14 protein-coding genes are annotated in these 16,667 nt (G+C 68.4%); 7 read left to right on the top strand and 7 right to left on the bottom strand.

The features are described 5' to 3' along the window. Window positions 1–48 precede the first annotated feature (48 nt). Window positions 49–945 (bottom strand): DMT family transporter, encoded by an 897-nt coding sequence (locus IU476_RS08910; protein WP_195098515.1) that lies wholly within the window; start codon window positions 943–945, stop codon window positions 49–51. A gap of 416 nt (window positions 946–1,361) precedes the next feature. On the opposite strand from IU476_RS08910, the gene IU476_RS08905 reads away from it, so the two are divergent. The 3 genes from IU476_RS08905 (at window position 1,362) to IU476_RS08895 (ending at window position 3,951) form a co-directional block, all read left to right on the top strand. Then, the gene (locus tag IU476_RS08905; protein WP_324193961.1) at window positions 1,362–2,045 is read left to right on the top strand and encodes a ParA family protein; all 684 of its coding nucleotides are present in this window, start codon (window positions 1,362–1,364) and stop codon (window positions 2,043–2,045) included. Then, the gene (locus tag IU476_RS08900) at window positions 2,045–2,893 is read left to right on the top strand and encodes a hypothetical protein (protein ID WP_195098513.1); all 849 of its coding nucleotides are present in this window, start codon (window positions 2,045–2,047) and stop codon (window positions 2,891–2,893) included. The genes IU476_RS08905 and IU476_RS08900 overlap by 1 nt, the downstream gene beginning before the upstream one ends. A 224-nt stretch (window positions 2,894–3,117) precedes the next feature. Continuing rightward, window positions 3,118–3,951 (top strand): C40 family peptidase, encoded by an 834-nt coding sequence (locus tag IU476_RS08895; protein WP_438943985.1) that lies wholly within the window; start codon window positions 3,118–3,120, stop codon window positions 3,949–3,951. Window positions 3,952–3,975: 24 nt separating this feature from the next. Here the strand turns inward: IU476_RS08895 and IU476_RS08890 are convergent, their stop codons facing one another. The 4 genes from IU476_RS08890 to IU476_RS08875 form a co-directional block, all read right to left on the bottom strand. Then, window positions 3,976–5,217: an epoxide hydrolase family protein gene (locus tag IU476_RS08890; protein WP_195098510.1), complete on the bottom strand. Its 1,242-nt coding sequence runs from the start codon at window positions 5,215–5,217 to the stop codon at window positions 3,976–3,978. 17 nt (window positions 5,218–5,234) lie between these two features. After that, window positions 5,235–5,468 carry a hypothetical protein gene (locus IU476_RS08885; RefSeq protein ID WP_438943984.1) on the bottom strand — a complete coding sequence of 78 codons (234 nt, stop codon included), beginning with the start codon at window positions 5,466–5,468 and terminating at the stop codon, window positions 5,235–5,237. Window positions 5,469–5,650: 182 nt separating this feature from the next. Beyond that, entirely contained in the window at window positions 5,651–6,610 is a 960-nt protein-coding gene (locus IU476_RS08880; protein ID WP_228823339.1) for an MHYT domain-containing protein, read from the bottom strand. A 91-nt stretch (window positions 6,611–6,701) separates the two neighbouring features. Continuing rightward, window positions 6,702–8,396 (bottom strand): hydrogenase maturation protein, encoded by a 1,695-nt coding sequence (locus tag IU476_RS08875; protein ID WP_195098508.1) that lies wholly within the window; start codon window positions 8,394–8,396, stop codon window positions 6,702–6,704. 214 nt (window positions 8,397–8,610) lie between these two features. Here IU476_RS08875 and IU476_RS08870 point away from each other — a divergent pair, with 214 nt between their 5' ends. Then, window positions 8,611–9,027, top strand: coding sequence for a low affinity iron permease family protein (locus IU476_RS08870; RefSeq protein WP_195098505.1), 417 nt, complete (start codon window positions 8,611–8,613; stop codon window positions 9,025–9,027). A 35-nt stretch (window positions 9,028–9,062) separates the two neighbouring features. Next, window positions 9,063–10,004 carry a TIGR03564 family F420-dependent LLM class oxidoreductase gene (locus tag IU476_RS08865; protein ID WP_195098737.1) on the top strand — a complete coding sequence of 314 codons (942 nt, stop codon included), beginning with the start codon at window positions 9,063–9,065 and terminating at the stop codon, window positions 10,002–10,004. On the opposite strand, the gene IU476_RS08860 is transcribed toward IU476_RS08865, so the two are convergent. Together IU476_RS08860 and IU476_RS08855 are read right to left on the bottom strand one after the other, a co-directional pair. Continuing rightward, window positions 9,997–10,293, bottom strand: coding sequence for a hypothetical protein (locus IU476_RS08860; RefSeq protein WP_195098503.1), 297 nt, complete (start codon window positions 10,291–10,293; stop codon window positions 9,997–9,999). The genes IU476_RS08865 and IU476_RS08860 overlap by 8 nt on opposite strands. A gap of 360 nt (window positions 10,294–10,653) precedes the next feature. After that, the gene (locus IU476_RS08855; RefSeq protein ID WP_195098501.1) at window positions 10,654–11,742 is read right to left on the bottom strand and encodes a winged helix DNA-binding domain-containing protein; all 1,089 of its coding nucleotides are present in this window, start codon (window positions 11,740–11,742) and stop codon (window positions 10,654–10,656) included. A gap of 100 nt (window positions 11,743–11,842) precedes the next feature. Between IU476_RS08855 and add the strand changes: the two genes are divergently transcribed. Both add and rpoB read left to right on the top strand, forming a co-directional pair. Further along, entirely contained in the window at window positions 11,843–12,889 is a 1,047-nt protein-coding gene (gene add, locus IU476_RS08850) for an adenosine deaminase (RefSeq protein WP_195098500.1), read from the top strand. A 195-nt stretch (window positions 12,890–13,084) separates the two neighbouring features. Beyond that, window positions 13,085–16,633 (top strand): DNA-directed RNA polymerase subunit beta, encoded by a 3,549-nt coding sequence (rpoB, locus tag IU476_RS08845; RefSeq protein WP_195098499.1) that lies wholly within the window; start codon window positions 13,085–13,087, stop codon window positions 16,631–16,633. Window positions 16,634–16,667: the final 34 nt, after the last annotated feature.

The raw sequence follows: 16,667 nt of genomic DNA, 5'->3' as shown, positions 1-16,667 counted from the left end.
CGATTCCCTGCATCCCGGCACGCTTTCGCCGGGATGCAGGGCACACGCTTACCTCCGGTAGCTGATTGCCAGGGCGGTGATCAGCAAGGCCGCACCGCACCAGCCCGCGCCGCCGAGGCGGTCGCCGAGGACGACCGCCGACAGTAGGGCCGCGGTGAGCGGCTCCAGGAGGGCGGCCAGGGCGGCGAGAACCGGTGCGGCGGTGCGCAATCCGCGGAAGTAGGCGGTGTAGGCGAGGGCGGTCGGCGCGCTGCCCAGGTACCCGGCGGTGAGGAGCACGTCGGCGCGCAGCGGCAGCGCCATGCCGGAGACCAGGGCCGCGGGCGTGAGCAGCAGCCCGCCGGTGAGCATGCCGAAGGCGGTGGTGCGCAAGGGATCCAGGCCGGGCACGGGCGTCGCGGTGAGCAGGGTCATGAGCGCGAACCCGGCCGCGGCGAGCAGCGCCCAGCCCACGCCCGCCACCAGCGTCCAGCCGCTCGCGACCCCACCGGGCGACCAGGTGAGCAGGACCAGCCCGGTCACCGCGACGGCGATCGCGAGCAGAGTGGTCCCGCCGGGCGCGCGGCGATCCCGCACGGCCGCACCGATGGCGACGAACACCGGCAGCGTGCCGATCGTCACCATCGTCGCCAAACTTACCGAAATGTGTTGCACCGCAACGAAATAGCAGGCCTGATAGCAGCCGAGCAGTGCCCCGGTGCCCAGCATGCGCCGCCCGGCCGCCCGGGTGCGCGGCAGCCCGCGCAGCCCGCCGGAGACCGCGAGCAGCACGATCGCGAGCCCGCCGCCGAGCAGCAGCCGGTAGGTGGCGACGGACAGCGGGGACAGACCGGCCCGGTCCGCGAGCAGCGATCCGGCGAGACCGCCGGTGCCCCAGAGTATTCCGGCGGCGACCAGCGCCGCCGCCGCACGGTCGCGCGCGGGCGCGACGATGTCGACAGACATGAAAGAAGTGCTCCTGCGTCGAGGGAATGAACGGACGACGACGCGGGGCAGTTGTCTGGACGGCCGTACCGTGCGACGGCGCTACCGGTCTCCGATGCGTGATCGGGCCGGTGCGGGCGTGCCGGTACCAGCGGTGGGCCGGGCGGACCTGCCGCTCGGCGCGCGAACCACCCCGCTCAGGCGGCGGGGGGCGGAGTGACGGTGAAGATTCGGTGCACGGAGATCACTGTAGCGGGGAGCGGCGGTCCGTGTCCGCCGCCGCGTCCGTGTCCAATTGGACACACCGCGCGGCACCCGCAAATATCCGATTTCCGCTCACGGTCGTGCCACACTGGGCGACGCACAGTGTTGCTCTCCTCGAAGGAGGACCGTCCGTGACGAATTCTGCTGCATCACTGGATCTGCCGAAACCCTTGGTGGTGACCCTGGGTAATCTGAAAGGCGGAGTCGGCAAAACCACTTCCGCCTTTTTTCTCGCCGGTTACTTCGCGCTCGAACACGAATTGCGCGTGCTGGTGATCGACGCCGACCCGCTGAGCCAGACCGGATATTCCTGGTATCGGCGGCTACAGAAGGGAGAAGTGGATGTGCCTTTCACGCTGATCGCGTTCCCGTCCCGGCACGTCGACGATTGCATCGCCGACAACGCCGGAAACTACGACGTGATCATCGTGGATGCCGGAGGTGAATCGGCGGACATCTTCAAGGCCGCGATTCCCTCGACCGACGAGCTCGTCCTGCTGACGAGCGTGAGTCCCTCGGAGGTGAAGCGAGTGCCCAGCACGTATCGGGCCGCCGAGGAGGCGGCCGTCGACGCGGCGCGCGAAATCCGGGTCCGAGTCCTGATGACGAAGGTTCCGGTGACGATGAAGAAGGGCGTCAACGTCTCCACCGAATACCGCACCCAGCGCGGACAGCTGGCGGACGCCGGCTACGAGGTGTTCGAATCCTATTTGAGTGCGTGGAAGTGGTACCGGGAAGCCGCCGATGGGGAAGTCGGCGAGGGGGCCGAGAACCCACTGCACGATCTGGGTGAATACCGCCGGGTGGGCGACGAGCTGGTCAGCCCGTACCGCGTCGCGCTGGGGGTGCCCGCCTGATGCCTCCGCAACGCAGGAAATCCGTGATCGGCGGCAAATCGAGCGCTGCCGCCGTCGCCGTCAATCCGCTGGCCGATACCGCCGAGCACACGCCGCCCGTGTCGCCGCTGCGCGACGCGGAATGGCGGCGGTCGGCACGGAATCTGTCGGTGGTGCCCTCGGATTCGGCAGCCGACGCCACCGCGAACGTGCTGACGATGCCGCTGCCGAAGCCCGGCGACGGCCCGCTCACCGCGGTCGAGCAGGATCAATTGTCGGCTTGTGAATCGTCCATCGGCACTTTGCGCCTGGCGTTCTGGGCGGCCGGGCGGGCCTTGCAGATCGTCCGCGACGGGCGGCTGTACCGCAGCGAATACGGCACCTTCGACGACTACGTCGAGCAGCGGTGGGATATGCAGCGCTCCTACGCCCACAAGCTGATCCGGGCCTGGCCGCTGGCCGCCAAACTGCACCCGATGGCGCCGGGCATCAACGAGGGCCAGATCCGGGAGTTGCTGCCGGTGGCCGCCGAGCACGGCGAGGAGGCCGCGGTGACGGTCTACGCCACCCTCGCGGCCGACGACGTGAAGATCACCGCGGGCAAATTGCGGGAGGCGGTGGCCGTCCTGCCGGAACGGTTCGAGAAGGAGGCGGCCGTGCGGCGGCTGCAGGCCTGGTTGCGCGGTGAGACGCGCGAGCAGGCGGCCGCCGAACGCCCCGCGGATCTGTTCAGCACCGTGGAGTCCCGGCTGGTCGCGCTGACCCGCCGGGTCGTCAAGGGGTCCACCGGCGACCCGGACGCGGCTCGCGAATTCGCGGCGAGACTACGCACCATGGCGGAGCGGATCGAGCAGCAGATCACCGCTTGAGTTCCTTTCGAGAATGCCCCGCTTCGGAAAATATCCGAAGCGGGGCATTCTTTCGTGATCGTACAGTTTTCCGATGTTTATCTTCTTGTTATCACTTATATCCACTTATTTACTTGCATTCGTATCGGGGCGGGCGAAACATGGCCTCTCGGATCCGCTGGTACCGGAACGAACACGGGATATTTCTCGAATCTGTTCGAGACGAGAGGATCGGAGGACCGATCATGGCAGGAACCGACGACGTCCGATATACCCGCTCCCCGCAGCGCCTCTTCTGGTGGCTGGCGGCGGCCGCGGCGGTGGTATTCGGTGCACTCGGCGCACTCCTCTTGACCACGGGCCAGGCCTCGGCGCAGCAGATATCCGTGCCGGGTATCGGCTCCGTGGAGGTGCCGATCGAAATTCCGGCGCCCCGGGAAATTCCGGGCATCATGGTCGCGACGCCGGGTATCGAGGCGGTACCCGATATTACGGTGACGGAGGCCGAGCCGGATATTCCGGTCGCGGCGGCCGTGCCGGAAATCGCCCCCGTGGCCGCGCCGGAGGTGGCGCCCTATTCGGAGTCCGCCGTCACCGGCATCGTGAATCAATTGCAGTCCGCCGTGCCGGGCCTCGATATTCGCGCGCTGCTCGGCGCGCCCGGTGTGCCGGGCACGTATGTGCTGCCCGATCTGCCCGCCCCGGCTCCGGCCGCTCCGGCCGTGACGCCCGAGAAGACCCGCGGCGAACGCGCCGTCGAGGCGGCGGAATCGAAGCTGGGCGCGTCCTACGGCTACGGCTCGGCCGGACCCGATTCCTTCGACTGCTCCGGGCTGGTGCAGTGGTCCTACGGGCAAGCCGGGGTCGATGTGCCCCGCACGAGTTACGACCAGCTCTCGGCCGGAACTCCGGTCGGCATGGACGAATTGGAGCCCGGCGACATGGTGTCGTTCTACGGCGGCGGCCACTCGGCCCTCTACGCCGGCGACGGCAAGGTCATCCACGCGGGCACCAACAGCACGGGCGTGGTGATGACGGACCTGTCGCAGATGCCCGCCAGCGGCGCCCGGAGGTTCTGACCGATGCCCGCAGCGCAGGCCGATTCAGCGCCGTCCGCGAAATGTGCGCCGGAGATCGTCCACCCATTCGGCCGGAATCTCCCACGGAATGAAATGGCCCCCGCGCTCGTGCGCGGTGAGATTCACCAGGTTGTACCAGCCCGCGCGATCGCTCGCGAGATAGTGCTCGACGCGGCGTTCGGTGGTGACGCCCGGCGGGTTCTCGTGAGCGACGAAGGTGATCCCGGTGGGCGCCTCGACAACCGGCCGCCGGTCGTGCGACGGAGTCCACGGGTAGCGATTGTTGTTGGCGTAGGTGCGGATCGAGGTGCCGATGGAATTGTTCGCCCAGAAGATCGTCGCGTGGGTGAGCAGGTCGTCCGCGCCGAAGACCGATTCCACGTCGCCGCCGTTGTCGCTCCAGCTCTTCCACCGCTGCAGGATCCACGCCAGCATGCCGGCGGGAGAGTCGGACAGCCCGACGGCCAGCGTGCTGGAGTCGAGCACGTGCGCGGCCAGGTGGACGGCGAAGCGCCGGTCGAATTCGACGACCCGGGCGTGTACGTCGGCGGGTAATCCGGCCGGAATCGGTTGGCCGCCACTGTAATCCCAGGCCCGGTCGCCGGTGAACAGGTCCAGGCGCAGGCCCGAGCCGATGTGGATGCCGTACAGTTCGGCGGCGTACTTGTGGCCCAGCTGCCCGGTGACCAGCGCCCCGACATCACATCCCGCGGCGGCGTAGCGCGGGTGGCCCAAGATCTCGGTCATCAGCGTGTGCCAGAGGTCGGCGACCTTCCAGAAGTTCATGTCCGGACGGTCGGGCAGCGGAGCGGAGAACCCGAAACCCGGGAACGACGGGACGATCACGTCGAACGCCTCGGCCGGATCGCCGCCGTGGGCGCCCGGATCGGCCAGCGGGTCCACCACTCGGGCCCAGTGCCAGAACGTCCACGGCCACCCGTGTGTGAGGATCAGCGGTGTCGGCGCGGGCCCCACGCCCGGCCTGCGCATGAAATGCACCGGCACACCGTCGATTTCGACGCGGTAGTGCTCGTAGGCGTTGATCCGCGCCTCGGCCGCGCGCCAGTCGAACCCGGTGCGCCAGTAGTGCACCAGCCGTTCCAGGCAGTAGCGGTCGACGCCGTAGTACCAGTCGCGGTTACCCGCGTCCTCGGGCCACCGGGTGAGCTCGAGCCGCTTGCGCAGATCCGCCAGCACCGCGTCCGAGACGTGAATCGGCTCGGGCCGCAACGGGAACGGGCGCGGGGCGCCGGTGTGTTCGGGCATGGGCCGCGGTCGATTCGTCAGCTGGTGTGCAGGAACAGCACGTCGTAGGCGCGACGGGCGTCTTCGGGGAAGACCAGGATGCGCATGCGGTTGCGGGCGCGGCCGGCGCGCCCGCGGGTGGACCGGATGCCGTGGTCGCGCAGCAGCCGCGCCACATCACCGGCCGTGGTCTCGTCGAAGACCGTCGCCACGGTCACGAGCAGACCGTAGTCCTCCGCCGCCGGCTTCCGCCGCCACACCTTGCGCATCACGAGTGACTTTCGTTGTCGCTGTCCAGCACGCCGTCCCGCCCATGATTTCAGCACAGCCCGTACGGGCCGCGGACACCGGGGAATTCGGGGAGGATCGCCGGGAAAGCGTGATGCCATGCCGTCCCGGCGGACCTCGTCTCGGAAAGTGTTGCCGCGCAATAGGATTCGGTGGTGACGCCCGGTCAGCGCTGCTGGCGGCCGAACCCCGGACCGTTGTCGGCGGCGCGGGTGCTGGCGGCCCGCAGGCTGACCGAGGTCGGGACGGACTGCTGCTGTTGCTGGGGCGGCTGGGGCGCGCGCACCGGCTGGCGGGGCGCGTCGGAGAACGGGTCCAGGCGCGGCCAGTTGCGACCGCTGTCGGCCGGCGCGGGCTCGTCGAGGTCGTCGATCTCCCCGCGGCCGGGGGTGTCGACCTCGGCCAAGCCGACCAGCACGATCAGCATCATGGTGACCAGCGTGACGGTCATGATCAGCGGCGTGAGCAGCTCGACCGGCTCGACTCCGTTCGCCGCCGCGGCGTGGTCACCGCGGTGCGCGCTCATCGACGCCATGCCCGTGTAGTGCATGCCGCAGACCGCCAAGCCCATGATCACCGCCGCGCCGAGGGTGGCCCCGAAGCCGTGCACGTGCAGCATGAACCACAGCGCCGCCGTGGCCGCGACCACCGCGATCACGATCGACAGCGTCACCAGCCCGATGCCGTACTCGACGTGCGCGCCCGCGTGCATCGCGGACATGCCCAGGTAGTGCATGGCCGCGACCCCGATGCCGGTGACCGCCCCGCCGATCGGCAGCGCCAGCACCTCCCGCCGCACCCGGACCACGATGGACAGCCCGATCCACACCACCACGATCGCGATGGCCGCGCTGAGCAACGTCATCGGCACGTTGTAGCGCACGGTCATGCCCTGAATGGAGAAACCGAGCATGGCGGTGAAGTGCATGACCCAGATGCCGCAACCACCCAGCGCCACCGCCGCGGCGATGAGCCAGCCGCCGGGCCAGCGGGACGAGCGGGCGTGGACGGCACAGCGAAGGCCGAGCACAGAGCCGATGAACGACATCAGATAGGCGAGGATGGGCGTCAGCAACCCATGGTTGAAATGGTCGAGCTCCAGCACGGCGTACTTCTCCAATGGCAACAGCAGTTATCAATCCGTGACCGGACCATAGTTCATCCCGGGACGGGTTGGGGATTGCAATGTGAAAGCTTCGTACCGCCGGACCAGCGGCTCAGGCGAGTAGGTGGGTCGGTGTCACCTGCGGACGCACCTTGTGCACGAAGTTTCGGCGCAGCCGGTGGTACGGCTCGTTCTCGCCGTAGAAGTTCTGGCGCATTTGCGCCAGTTCGTAATCCCGGTAGGCAGACAGCGGTTTGGCCGCCTCGTCGGCGGCGCGGCGCTGCTTCTTGGCCACCAGCCGATCCGCCAGTTCCGGCGACGCGGCCAGCGCCTCGGCCTCCCCGCGCACCCAGGCCCGGAACTCGGCCGCACCGCCGGGAGCCACCCGGTCCACCAGGCCGATCCGCGCGGCGTGCCGGGCGCCGACCGGAAGCGTCTCGCGCGTGAGCCGGTCGGCGAGGTCGCTGCCGACCCGCCGGGGCAGCGTGTAGGTCCAGTACTCCGACCCGTGCAGGCCCATCAGCCGGTAGTGCGGGTTCAGCACCGCCGACTCCCGGCACCAGACCTCGTCGGCGGCCAGCGCCAGCATCACGCCGCCCGCGGCGGCATTGCCGGCCAGCGCCGAGACCACCAGCTTGTCCGTGGTGGTGAGAATGGCCTCGACCAGGTCGTTCATCGCGTTGATGTTGTGCCAGGACTCCTCGGCCGGATCGGCCGCCGCCTCGATGACGTTCAGGTGGATGCCGTTGGAGAAGAAGTCCCGCGGCGGGCCCAGCACCAGCACGTTCACCGGGCGCTGCGCGGCCTGTCGGTAGGCGGCCAGCAGGCGGCGGCACTGGCCGGTGCTCATCGCGCCACCGGCGAAGGCGAATTCGAGGTAGCCGACCTCGCCGTGCTCGCGGTAGCGCAGTTCCGACCAGGTGTCGCGGGTGGCGGCCTCGAACGGCGTCACCGGCACCTCGGGGACCCCGGCGAGCAGGTCGGGGCCGAGCACGTCGACCGCGGGCCGCTTGAACGTCGCGGGACCGCCGGGCGTGCGGCGCGGCCGCAGCTGCGGCAGCCACACCGCACCGTCCACGGTGGCCCGGCAGATCGCGCCGTCGCGGGTGGCGATCACCGCGCCCGGGTAGCCGCGCAGGCGGTCCTCGTTGTGCCCGCCGTGCACGAAGTACTGCCGGCCGAACAGCTCGTCCAGCACGCCCGGCTGGGAGTCGGCCGCGCGCAGCCGGCGCAGCACCGTCGCGGTGTCGTCGGCCGACCAGTCGATGCGCCGGAACTCCTGCGCGTGATACGGCCGCAGCTGCCCGCGCACGTCGGGGCGGTCGTAGTCGAGCGGTTCGGGCGTGAAGTCGGGGTCGGCGAATCGCTCGACAGCGCGCAGCACCGCCCGCACGGCCGCGTCGGACACTTCGTTGCGGTAGAGCTCGCTCTTGCCGCACGCCGCGACGGGGAACGGCTCGGAGGCCCAGATCGGCCCGGCGTCCATCTCCGCGACGGCCTGCAGCACCGTGACGCCCCACTCCGGCGCGTCCTCGCGGATGGCCCAGTCCAGCGACGAGGGCCCGCGGTCGCCCTTGGGACCGGGATGCACGATCAGCACGGTGTGCCGGGACCAGACGTCCTCCGGGATCGCCGTGGTCAGCATCGGGGCGAGAATCAGATCCGGCCGGAACTGCGCCACCCGCGCCCGCAGCAGGTCGTCACCCAGCGCCAGTTCGACGCCGACCCGGTGCCCGCGTTCGCGCAACTCGGTGTGAACCCGCTGCGTGAGACTGTTGAATGCGCTGGCGACCAGCAGGATGCGCACGGTTTTCCTCCATCAGGGGGTGCTGCTAGGCGAACCGGGATCGCCGATTCGAATGAAACGTTCTCCACGAAACTAGCGGGACGCCAATTGCAGTGCATCTCGGGCACACCGGGAGCAACCACGCACCGTTTCGCGGCCCCCGGTGCGGGTATGTCGACAGCACCAGCTCGCCGGATCGATAGGGCCGCGCCCGCCGCCCCGAGCAGGAGGAACGATGTCGGACAACAACTCTCAGCGCGCGGACGCCGTGCTGCCCTCGCAAGTGGGTGACGACCGGTCGGTGTTCGACCGCTTCGCCACCGTGGTCGCCGATCGGGTGTCGCAGGCGTGGTTCTTCACCACCTGCGTGCTCATCGTCGTGCTGTGGGCCCCCACCGTGGTGGTGACCGACATCGACACCTGGCAGCTGATCATCAACACGGTCACGACCGTGATCACCTTCCTGCTGGTCGCCCTGCTCCAGAACACCCAGCGCCGCTCCGACGCCGCGGTCCAGCAGAAACTCAACGCCCTGGCCGACGGCCTCGCCGACCTCATGCAGGCCGCCGAGGCCGACAACGCCAAACTCCGCGACGACCGCCGCGAACTCCTCGCCGCCGTCGGCCTCGAACACCGCGAGGGCGCGGAATAGAGCAGCCGGGTCGAGGAGTTGGCCCGGGGGTGGGCATGGGAATCGCGGTGTCGCCGTTCGCACTCGACGCTACCGACAATGCGGTGGACGCCGCCGTCGCGGTGGGACGGGAGGCGGCCGCCGCCGGGTTGGGTTCGGTGTGGTTCGGACAGGGGTTCTCGCACGACGCCGTGCAGGTGGCGGCCGTGGTGGGGCGGGAGGTTCCGGGCCTCGAGGTGGGTACGTCCGCCGTGCCGATCTCGGGGCGGCACCCGCTGCTGATCGCGAGTCAGGCGCAGACGGCCCAGGCGGCCACCGGCGGACGTTTCGCGCTCGGCCTGGCGCTGGGCACGGCGGGCACCACCGAACGGGCCTTCGGGGTCGGCTTCGCGCGCCCGATCGCGCGGCTGCGTGACTTCCTCACCGTCTTGAACTCCGTATTCGCCACGGGCGCAGTCGATTTCCAGGGCGAGACGGTCACTGCGGCGAACCCGCTGCCGGCCGCCGTCGCCGGTGCCGCGCCGCGGCTGCCGGTGTTGGTGGCGGCGATGGGGCCGCAGGCGCTGCGGGTCACCGGCGAACTGGCCGACGGCACGCTGCCGTTCCTGGTCGGGCCGCGGGCGCTGGCCGAACACATCGTCGCACCCATCGAGCGCGCCGCCGCCGGGCGGCCGCGGCCGCGCATCGCCGTGCTGGTCCCCGGTGTGGTGACCGCGGACGTCGAGCGGGCGCGTGCGGCCGCGGCGACACAGACCGCCTTCTACGACGCCATCCCGTCCTATGCCCGCATCATCGGCCTGTCGGGCGCCGCCCGCGCCGCCGACCTGGTGGTGATCGGCGACGAGGAGCACATCGCGGCCCGCGTCGCGGAGTACTTCGACGCGGGCGCGACCGACGTGGTGTTCTCCCAGACCGACCTGACCACCCCTGAGGATCAGCGCCGAACCTGGCGACTGCTCGGCGAACTGGACCGTGCCCGCCGGTCGGCGGCTAGGTGAGGTTGCCGTCGTAGCAGAGCGACGCCGTGCGCCAAGTCGCTTCGGGGCGTGCGGATTCCGGGCCGAAGTGCCATCCGGAGACGGGGCCCGCGGCCTTCCAGAACAACCGGCCGTCGGCGGCCCGGACCACCTGGTAGATGTCCTCGGTGCCGGCGATCAGCTGGTTGCCGACGCAGTAGTCGTTGTACGACGTGCCGGGCTGACGGGCGCCCGCGCTGAACCGTCCGGCGGGGTCGCTGCGCGCGCCGGGATTCGCGACGGTGTCGGGCCGCGTGGTCGGTGCACCCACGAACCAGTAGGGAGCGCCGAAACCATCTGTCCCGCAACGGTACTCGCGTCCACCCGCGGCGACGGTGGCGCCCGCGTGGTAAGTGGTGCCAGCCCAGGCGCAGGCGGCGGACTGGGCTGTCGAGGTCCGTGCCTCGGCCGCGGAGGACCCCGCGCCGAGCATCGATCCGCCCGCGAGTACCGCGACGATCGCGGTCGAAGTGAATATTGCGCGAGAAACACCTGTCATGGCACTCGGCCTCTCTGCTCGCCGTTGAGCATTCTACTAACTACGTACGTAGATAGTAGATGACTTCCGGGCCTGCTCGCCACGTCGTATCCGCCACACGGCCGGTTGGCCCGCACCCCGCTGCCGTGCCACTCAGGCGGATGCCAGCACGATCGTGCCGCCTTCGGGCAGCAGGAACGGCAGCAGGTTCGCCGCCTCCGCCCGCACCGCTTCCTCGTCGGCGGCCGACAGGGGATGCCACGGCGTGATGCGTAACGTCGATCCGGCGAGATCCCAACGGCCGTGGACGAATCCGTCGACGAGGTACATCGGAACGCCGGCCGACGCCTCCTTGGCGATCCGCACACGATCCTCCTCGGCGATGATGCGCCGCCGGTCCCGATGTCCGAGCAAGGCATTGTCGAAAGCGGGTAGAAACCGCACGGGCACAGGCAGATCGGGGTCGGCGAGCGGCGCGCCGGGTAGGTCGAACAGCTCGCGTCCGGTGTCGTCGCGCAGAGTTCGCAGCCGCGGCCGCAGCCGCTCGACCACCTCCGCCAGCCGGGTGACACCGGCCCAGGCCTGGATGTCGGCGACGCTCGCCGGGCCGAACGCCGCGAGATACCGCAGCACCATCGTCTCGGGTCGCGGTTGCCGCTCCAGGGACTCGCCCAGCCATTCCTCGGCGAGGGCGACCGTCACATAGCGGGTGCGCCAGCGGCCCCAGTCGCCCGAATCCGCCACGTGCACAAGGGGAAGCAACAGGCCCACGGATTGCGCGAGCCGTCCCGGGTGCCGCCCCGGGAAGCGCTCGCCCAGCAGCCGGCCCAGCTCGCGCCGCGTCGGGGTGCCGCCGGTCAGCAGCTCCCGCCCCGCGGCGGCGAGTTCGGGGAGATCCAGGCCGTCGATCTCGTCACGGAAATACGGTGTCCGCAGCATGGATTCGACGGCGGGCCGCACCGTGGGCTGCAACCACCGGAAATCGGCGGCCGTGGACAGATGCACGGTCCGGCGAATCATGGTGGAACGCACCACCTTCCGGTCCCGCAGGAGCCCTTCGAGGATGCCGTGGCGAAATCCGGCCACCCGCGTCCACAGCCCGACGTACGGCCAGTTCGGCTCCTGCCCCTGCATCGCGACCAGGTGGTGGATGACGTCGACTGCCGGGCGTTCGGTGCGCTCGGTCAAGAACTGCCGCGTCAGCAGGGTCCGGTTCAGTACGCGTCGCGTCGGTTCGGTCATGAGCGCCATCCTGAACCGCATATAGGACAGCAACTGTCCTATGCGCGCCGGCCGAACGGTATCGCGCGCGGAACGGCGAATCGAGGGTGATCATGGAGGTATGCCGAGCGATCTCGCCGAATTCGTCCGCGGACTGCCCAAGGCGGAACTGCACCTGCATCTCGAGGGCACGCTGGAGCCGGAGCTGAAGTTCCGGCTGGCCCGCCGCAACGGTGTGGAATTGCCGGAACGCACGGTGGACGAGGTGAAGCAAACCTACGACTTCCACGACCTGACCTCGTTCCTGCAGGTCTATTACCCCGCCATGCGGGTGCTGCGGCAGGCGCGGGATTTCCACGACCTCGCCTACGAATACCTGCTGCGGGCGAATGCCCAAGGCGTGCGGCACGTCGAGATGTTCTTCGACCCGCAGGCGCACACCGGCCGCGGCGTCCCGTTCGACACGGTCATCGGCGGATACCGCTCGGCGATCGTCCGGGCCCGGCGCGAGGTGGGCATCTCGGCCGAACTCATCCTCTGTTTCCTGCGCGACCACTCCGCCGAATACGCGATGGCGACGCTGCTGGAGGCGCTGCCGTATCGGGATTGGATCATCGGCGTCGGCCTGGACTCCGATGAGCGCGGCAACCCGCCGAGCAAGTTCGCCGCCGTCTTCGAGCGGGCCCGGCGCGAGGGTTTCCAGCTGACCATGCACTGCGACATCGATCAGCAGAACTCCGTCGAGCACATTCGCCAGGCGCTCGAGGACATCGGCGTGGACCGCATCGACCACGGCACCAATATCGTCGAGGACGAGCGTCTGCTGGCTTTGGCCGAGGCCAAGGGCATCGCCTTCACCTGCTGCCCGGTCTCGAATTCCTTCGTCACGGCGCAGATGAAGTCGCCGGAGATCAGCGCGCTGCTCGCGCGCGGCCTGACGGTCACCGTGAACAGCGACGACCCCGCCTACTTCGGCGCGTACGCCGCCGAGAACTACGTGGCCCTGGCCGAGCAGGCGGGGCTCGGCCCGGAACAGCTGGCGGAACTGGCCCGCAACTCCTTCCGCGCCGCCTGGATCACCCCCGCGCGGCAGCAGCGGTACCTCGCCGAGATCGACGAGTACGTCGCCCGCGCGCAGGCCGGACCAGCGTCGCTTGACGAATCGTAGATCGGGATGCCATTATAAATACGGGAGGCACCGGAAATCAGGTGCTTATTTTTTCTCGTCTCTAGACATCTGCCCATTCCGGGTGTAATTTAGGACTTCGCGCCGGGGTGCGTGCTGTCCGACTCTCGATATATTCGCCGACTGTGGAAAGTCATGCCTGGAGGCGTGCCGCTTTCCGTGGGTCGGGGTCGAGCCATGTCCGGATGGCCTCCGTTCGGTGCGCAATGTGAAATCCGCCCGGAAGGACGCATCTTGGCAGTCTCGAATCAGCCCGAGGTCAAGGCCGCAACATCCCTCGACACCCGGATCCCCGGCGCGCCCCGGCGGGTCTCGTTCGCCTCGCTCCGCGAACCACTGGAGGTTCCGGGCCTGTTGGAGGTGCAGACCGATTCGTTCGAATGGCTGGTCGGCGCCCCGGCCTGGCGGGCCCGCACCGCGGGCGACGAGGCGGCGCTGAGCGGCTTGGCGGAGGTGCTCGCCGAGGTGAGCCCGATCGAGGACTTCGCCGCGACGATGTCGCTGACGCTGTCCGATCCTCGTTTCGAGGAGGTCAAGGCCTCGGTCGAGGAATGCAAGGACAAGGACCTCACCTACGCCGCGCCGCTGTTCGTCACCGCGGAGTTCATGAATCACAACACCGGTGAGATCAAGTCGCAGACGGTCTTCATGGGCGATTTCCCGATGATGACCGATATGGGCACTTTCGTGGTCAACGGCACCGAACGGGTCATCGTCTCGCAGCTGGTGCGTTCGCCGGGAGTGTACTTCGACCGCACCATCGATAAGGCGACCGAGAAGGACGTGCACACAGCGCGCATCATTCCCTCGCGCGGCGCCTGGCTCGAATTCGATATCGACAAGCGCGACACGGTCGGCGTGCGGATCGACCGCAAGCGCCGGCAGCCGGTGACGGTGCTGCTCAAGGCGCTCGGATGGACCGGTGAGCAGATCGCGGAGCGGTTCGGCTTCTCCGAGGTCATGATGACCTCGCTGGAGAAGGACAACACCCCGGGCACCGACGAAGCGCTGCTCGACGTCTATCGCAAATTGCGCCCGGGCGAGCCGCCGACCAAGGAGTCGGCGCAGACGCTGCTGGAGAATTTGTTCTTCCAGGAGAAGCGCTTCGATCTGGCGCGCGTCGGGCGATACAAGATCAACAAGAAGCTCGGGATCCGCCCCGGTGAGACCGGCGGCCCCCGGGTGCTCACCGAGGAAGACATCGTCACGGTCATCGATTACCTGCTGCGCCTGCACGCGGGCGAGAAGGTGATGACCGCGCCCGGTGGTATCGAGGTGCCGGTGGAGGTCGACGATATCGACCATTTCGGCAATCGCCGCCTGCGCACGGTCGGTGAGCTGATCCAGAACCAGTTCCGGGTGGGGTTGTCGCGCATGGAGCGCGTGGTCCGCGAGCGCATGACGACGCAGGACGTGGAGGCCATCACCCCGCAGTCGCTGCTGAACATCCGGCCCGTCGTGGCGGGACTGAAGGAGTTCTTCGGCACCTCGCAGATGTCGAATTTCCTGGAACAGCGCAATCCGCTCGCGAGCCTGACCCAGAAGCGCCGCCTGTCGGCGCTCGGCCCGGGCGGCCTGAGCCGCGAGCGCGCCGGCCTGGACGTCCGCGACGTGCATTACAGCCATTACGGCCGGATGTGCCCGATCGAGACCCCCGAGGGCCCGAATATCGGCCTCATCGGATACCTGTCGGTGTACGCGCGGGTGAATCCGTTCGGCTTCATCGAGACGCCGTATCGCAAGGTGATCGACGGCAAGGTGACCGACGAGGTCGTCTACCTCACCGCCGATCAGGAAGACCTGCACGTGGTGGCGCAGGCCAACGAGCCGCTGGACGCCGAGGGCCGTTTCGTGGCGGATCGGATTCCGGTGCGCCGCAAGAATTCCGAGGTCGAGCTCGTCGGGGTCGAAGAGGTCGACTTCATGGATGTGTCGCCGCGGCAGATGGTGTCTGTGGCGACGGCCATGATTCCGTTCCTCGAGCATGATGATGCGAACCGTGCCCTGATGGGTGCGAACATGCAGAAGCAGGCCGTGCCGTTGATCCGTGCTGAGTCGCCGCTGGTCGGCACTGGCATGGAGTTGCGTGCCGCGGTTGATGCCGGTGACATGGTGGTGAACGAGAAGGCTGGTGTGGTCGAAGAGGTTTCGGCCGATTACATCACCGTCATGCACGATGACGGCACCCGCCGCAGTTACCGGATGCGGAAGTTCTCGCGCTCGAATCAGGGCACGTGTGCCAACCAGCGTCCCATTGTGGACGAAGGGCAGCGGGTCGAGCAGGGTCAGGTTCTGGCTGATGGTCCGTCCACCGAGAACGGTGAGATGGCGTTGGGTAAGAACCTGTTGGTGGCGATCATGCCGTGGGAGGGTCACAACTACGAGGACGCGATCATCCTGTCGCAGCGTCTGGTGGAAGAGGATGTTCTGACCTCGATTCATATCGAGGAGCACGAGATCGACGCTCGCGACACCAAACTCGGTGCCGAGGAGATCACCCGCGATATCCCCAACGTCTCCGATGAGGTCCTCGCTGATCTCGATGAGCGGGGCATCGTGCGTATCGGTGCCGAGGTCCGTGACGGTGACATCCTGGTCGGCAAGGTCACCCCGAAGGGTGAGACCGAGCTGACCCCGGAAGAGCGGTTGCTGCGCGCGATTTTCGGTGAGAAGGCCCGCGAGGTGCGTGACACGTCGTTGAAGGTGCCCCACGGTGAGTCGGGCAAGGTGATCGGTATTCGGGTGTTCTCGCGGGAGGACGACGACGATCTGCCCCCGGGCGTCAACGAACTCGTGCGTGTGTATGTGGCGCAGAAGCGCAAGATCCAGGACGGTGACAAGCTCGCCGGTCGTCACGGGAACAAGGGTGTTATCGGCAAGATCCTCCCGAAGGAGGACATGCCGTTCATGCCCGATGGCACCCCGGTCGACATCATCCTGAATACCCATGGTGTGCCGCGTCGTATGAATATCGGCCAGATCCTGGAAACCCATTTGGGCTGGATCGGCAAGGCAGGCTGGAACATTCAACTCACCGACGGCACCCGCCCGGACTGGGCGCAGCGCCTACCCGAGGAACTGCTCTCGGCCGAGCCGAACACGAACCTCGCCACCCCGGTCTTCGACGGCGCCCGCGAGGAGGAACTCGCCGGCCTGCTCGGCTCGACCCTGCCCAACCGTGACGGTGAGGTCATGGTCGGGGCCGACGGCAAGGCGACCTTGTTCGACGGTCGATCCGGTGAGCCGTTCCCGTACCCGGTGGCTGTCGGCTACATGTACATCCTGAAGCTGCACCACCTGGTGGACGACAAGATCCACGCGCGGTCGACGGGTCCGTACTCGATGATCACCCAGCAGCCCCTCGGCGGTAAGGCGCAGTTCGGCGGCCAGCGTTTCGGTGAGATGGAGTGCTGGGCCATGCAGGCCTACGGCGCCGCCTACACCCTGCAGGAACTGCTCACCATCAAGTCCGACGACATCGTCGGTCGCGTGAAGGTCTACGAGGCGATCGTCAAGGGCGACAACATCCCCGATCCCGGCATCCCCGAGTCCTTCAAGGTCCTCCTCAAGGAACTCCAGGCCCTCTGCCTCAACGTCGAGGTCCTCTCCGCCGGCTCCGCCATCGAACTGCGCCAGAGCGACGACGAGGTCGACCGCACCGCCGCCAACCTCGGTATCACCCTGTCCCACAACGAATCCCACGCCGCCGACGACCTCATCGGCTGATCACCCGGAAATCGGTTGTGCCGCTGCGTCTTTT

This window comes from Nocardia blacklockiae (assembly GCF_015477355.1).
GTDB classification, from domain to species: domain Bacteria; phylum Actinomycetota; class Actinomycetes; order Mycobacteriales; family Mycobacteriaceae; genus Nocardia; species Nocardia blacklockiae.
The sequence above is the reverse complement of the archived record's forward strand: the minus strand, read 5'-3'. Positions and strand labels throughout refer to the sequence as shown.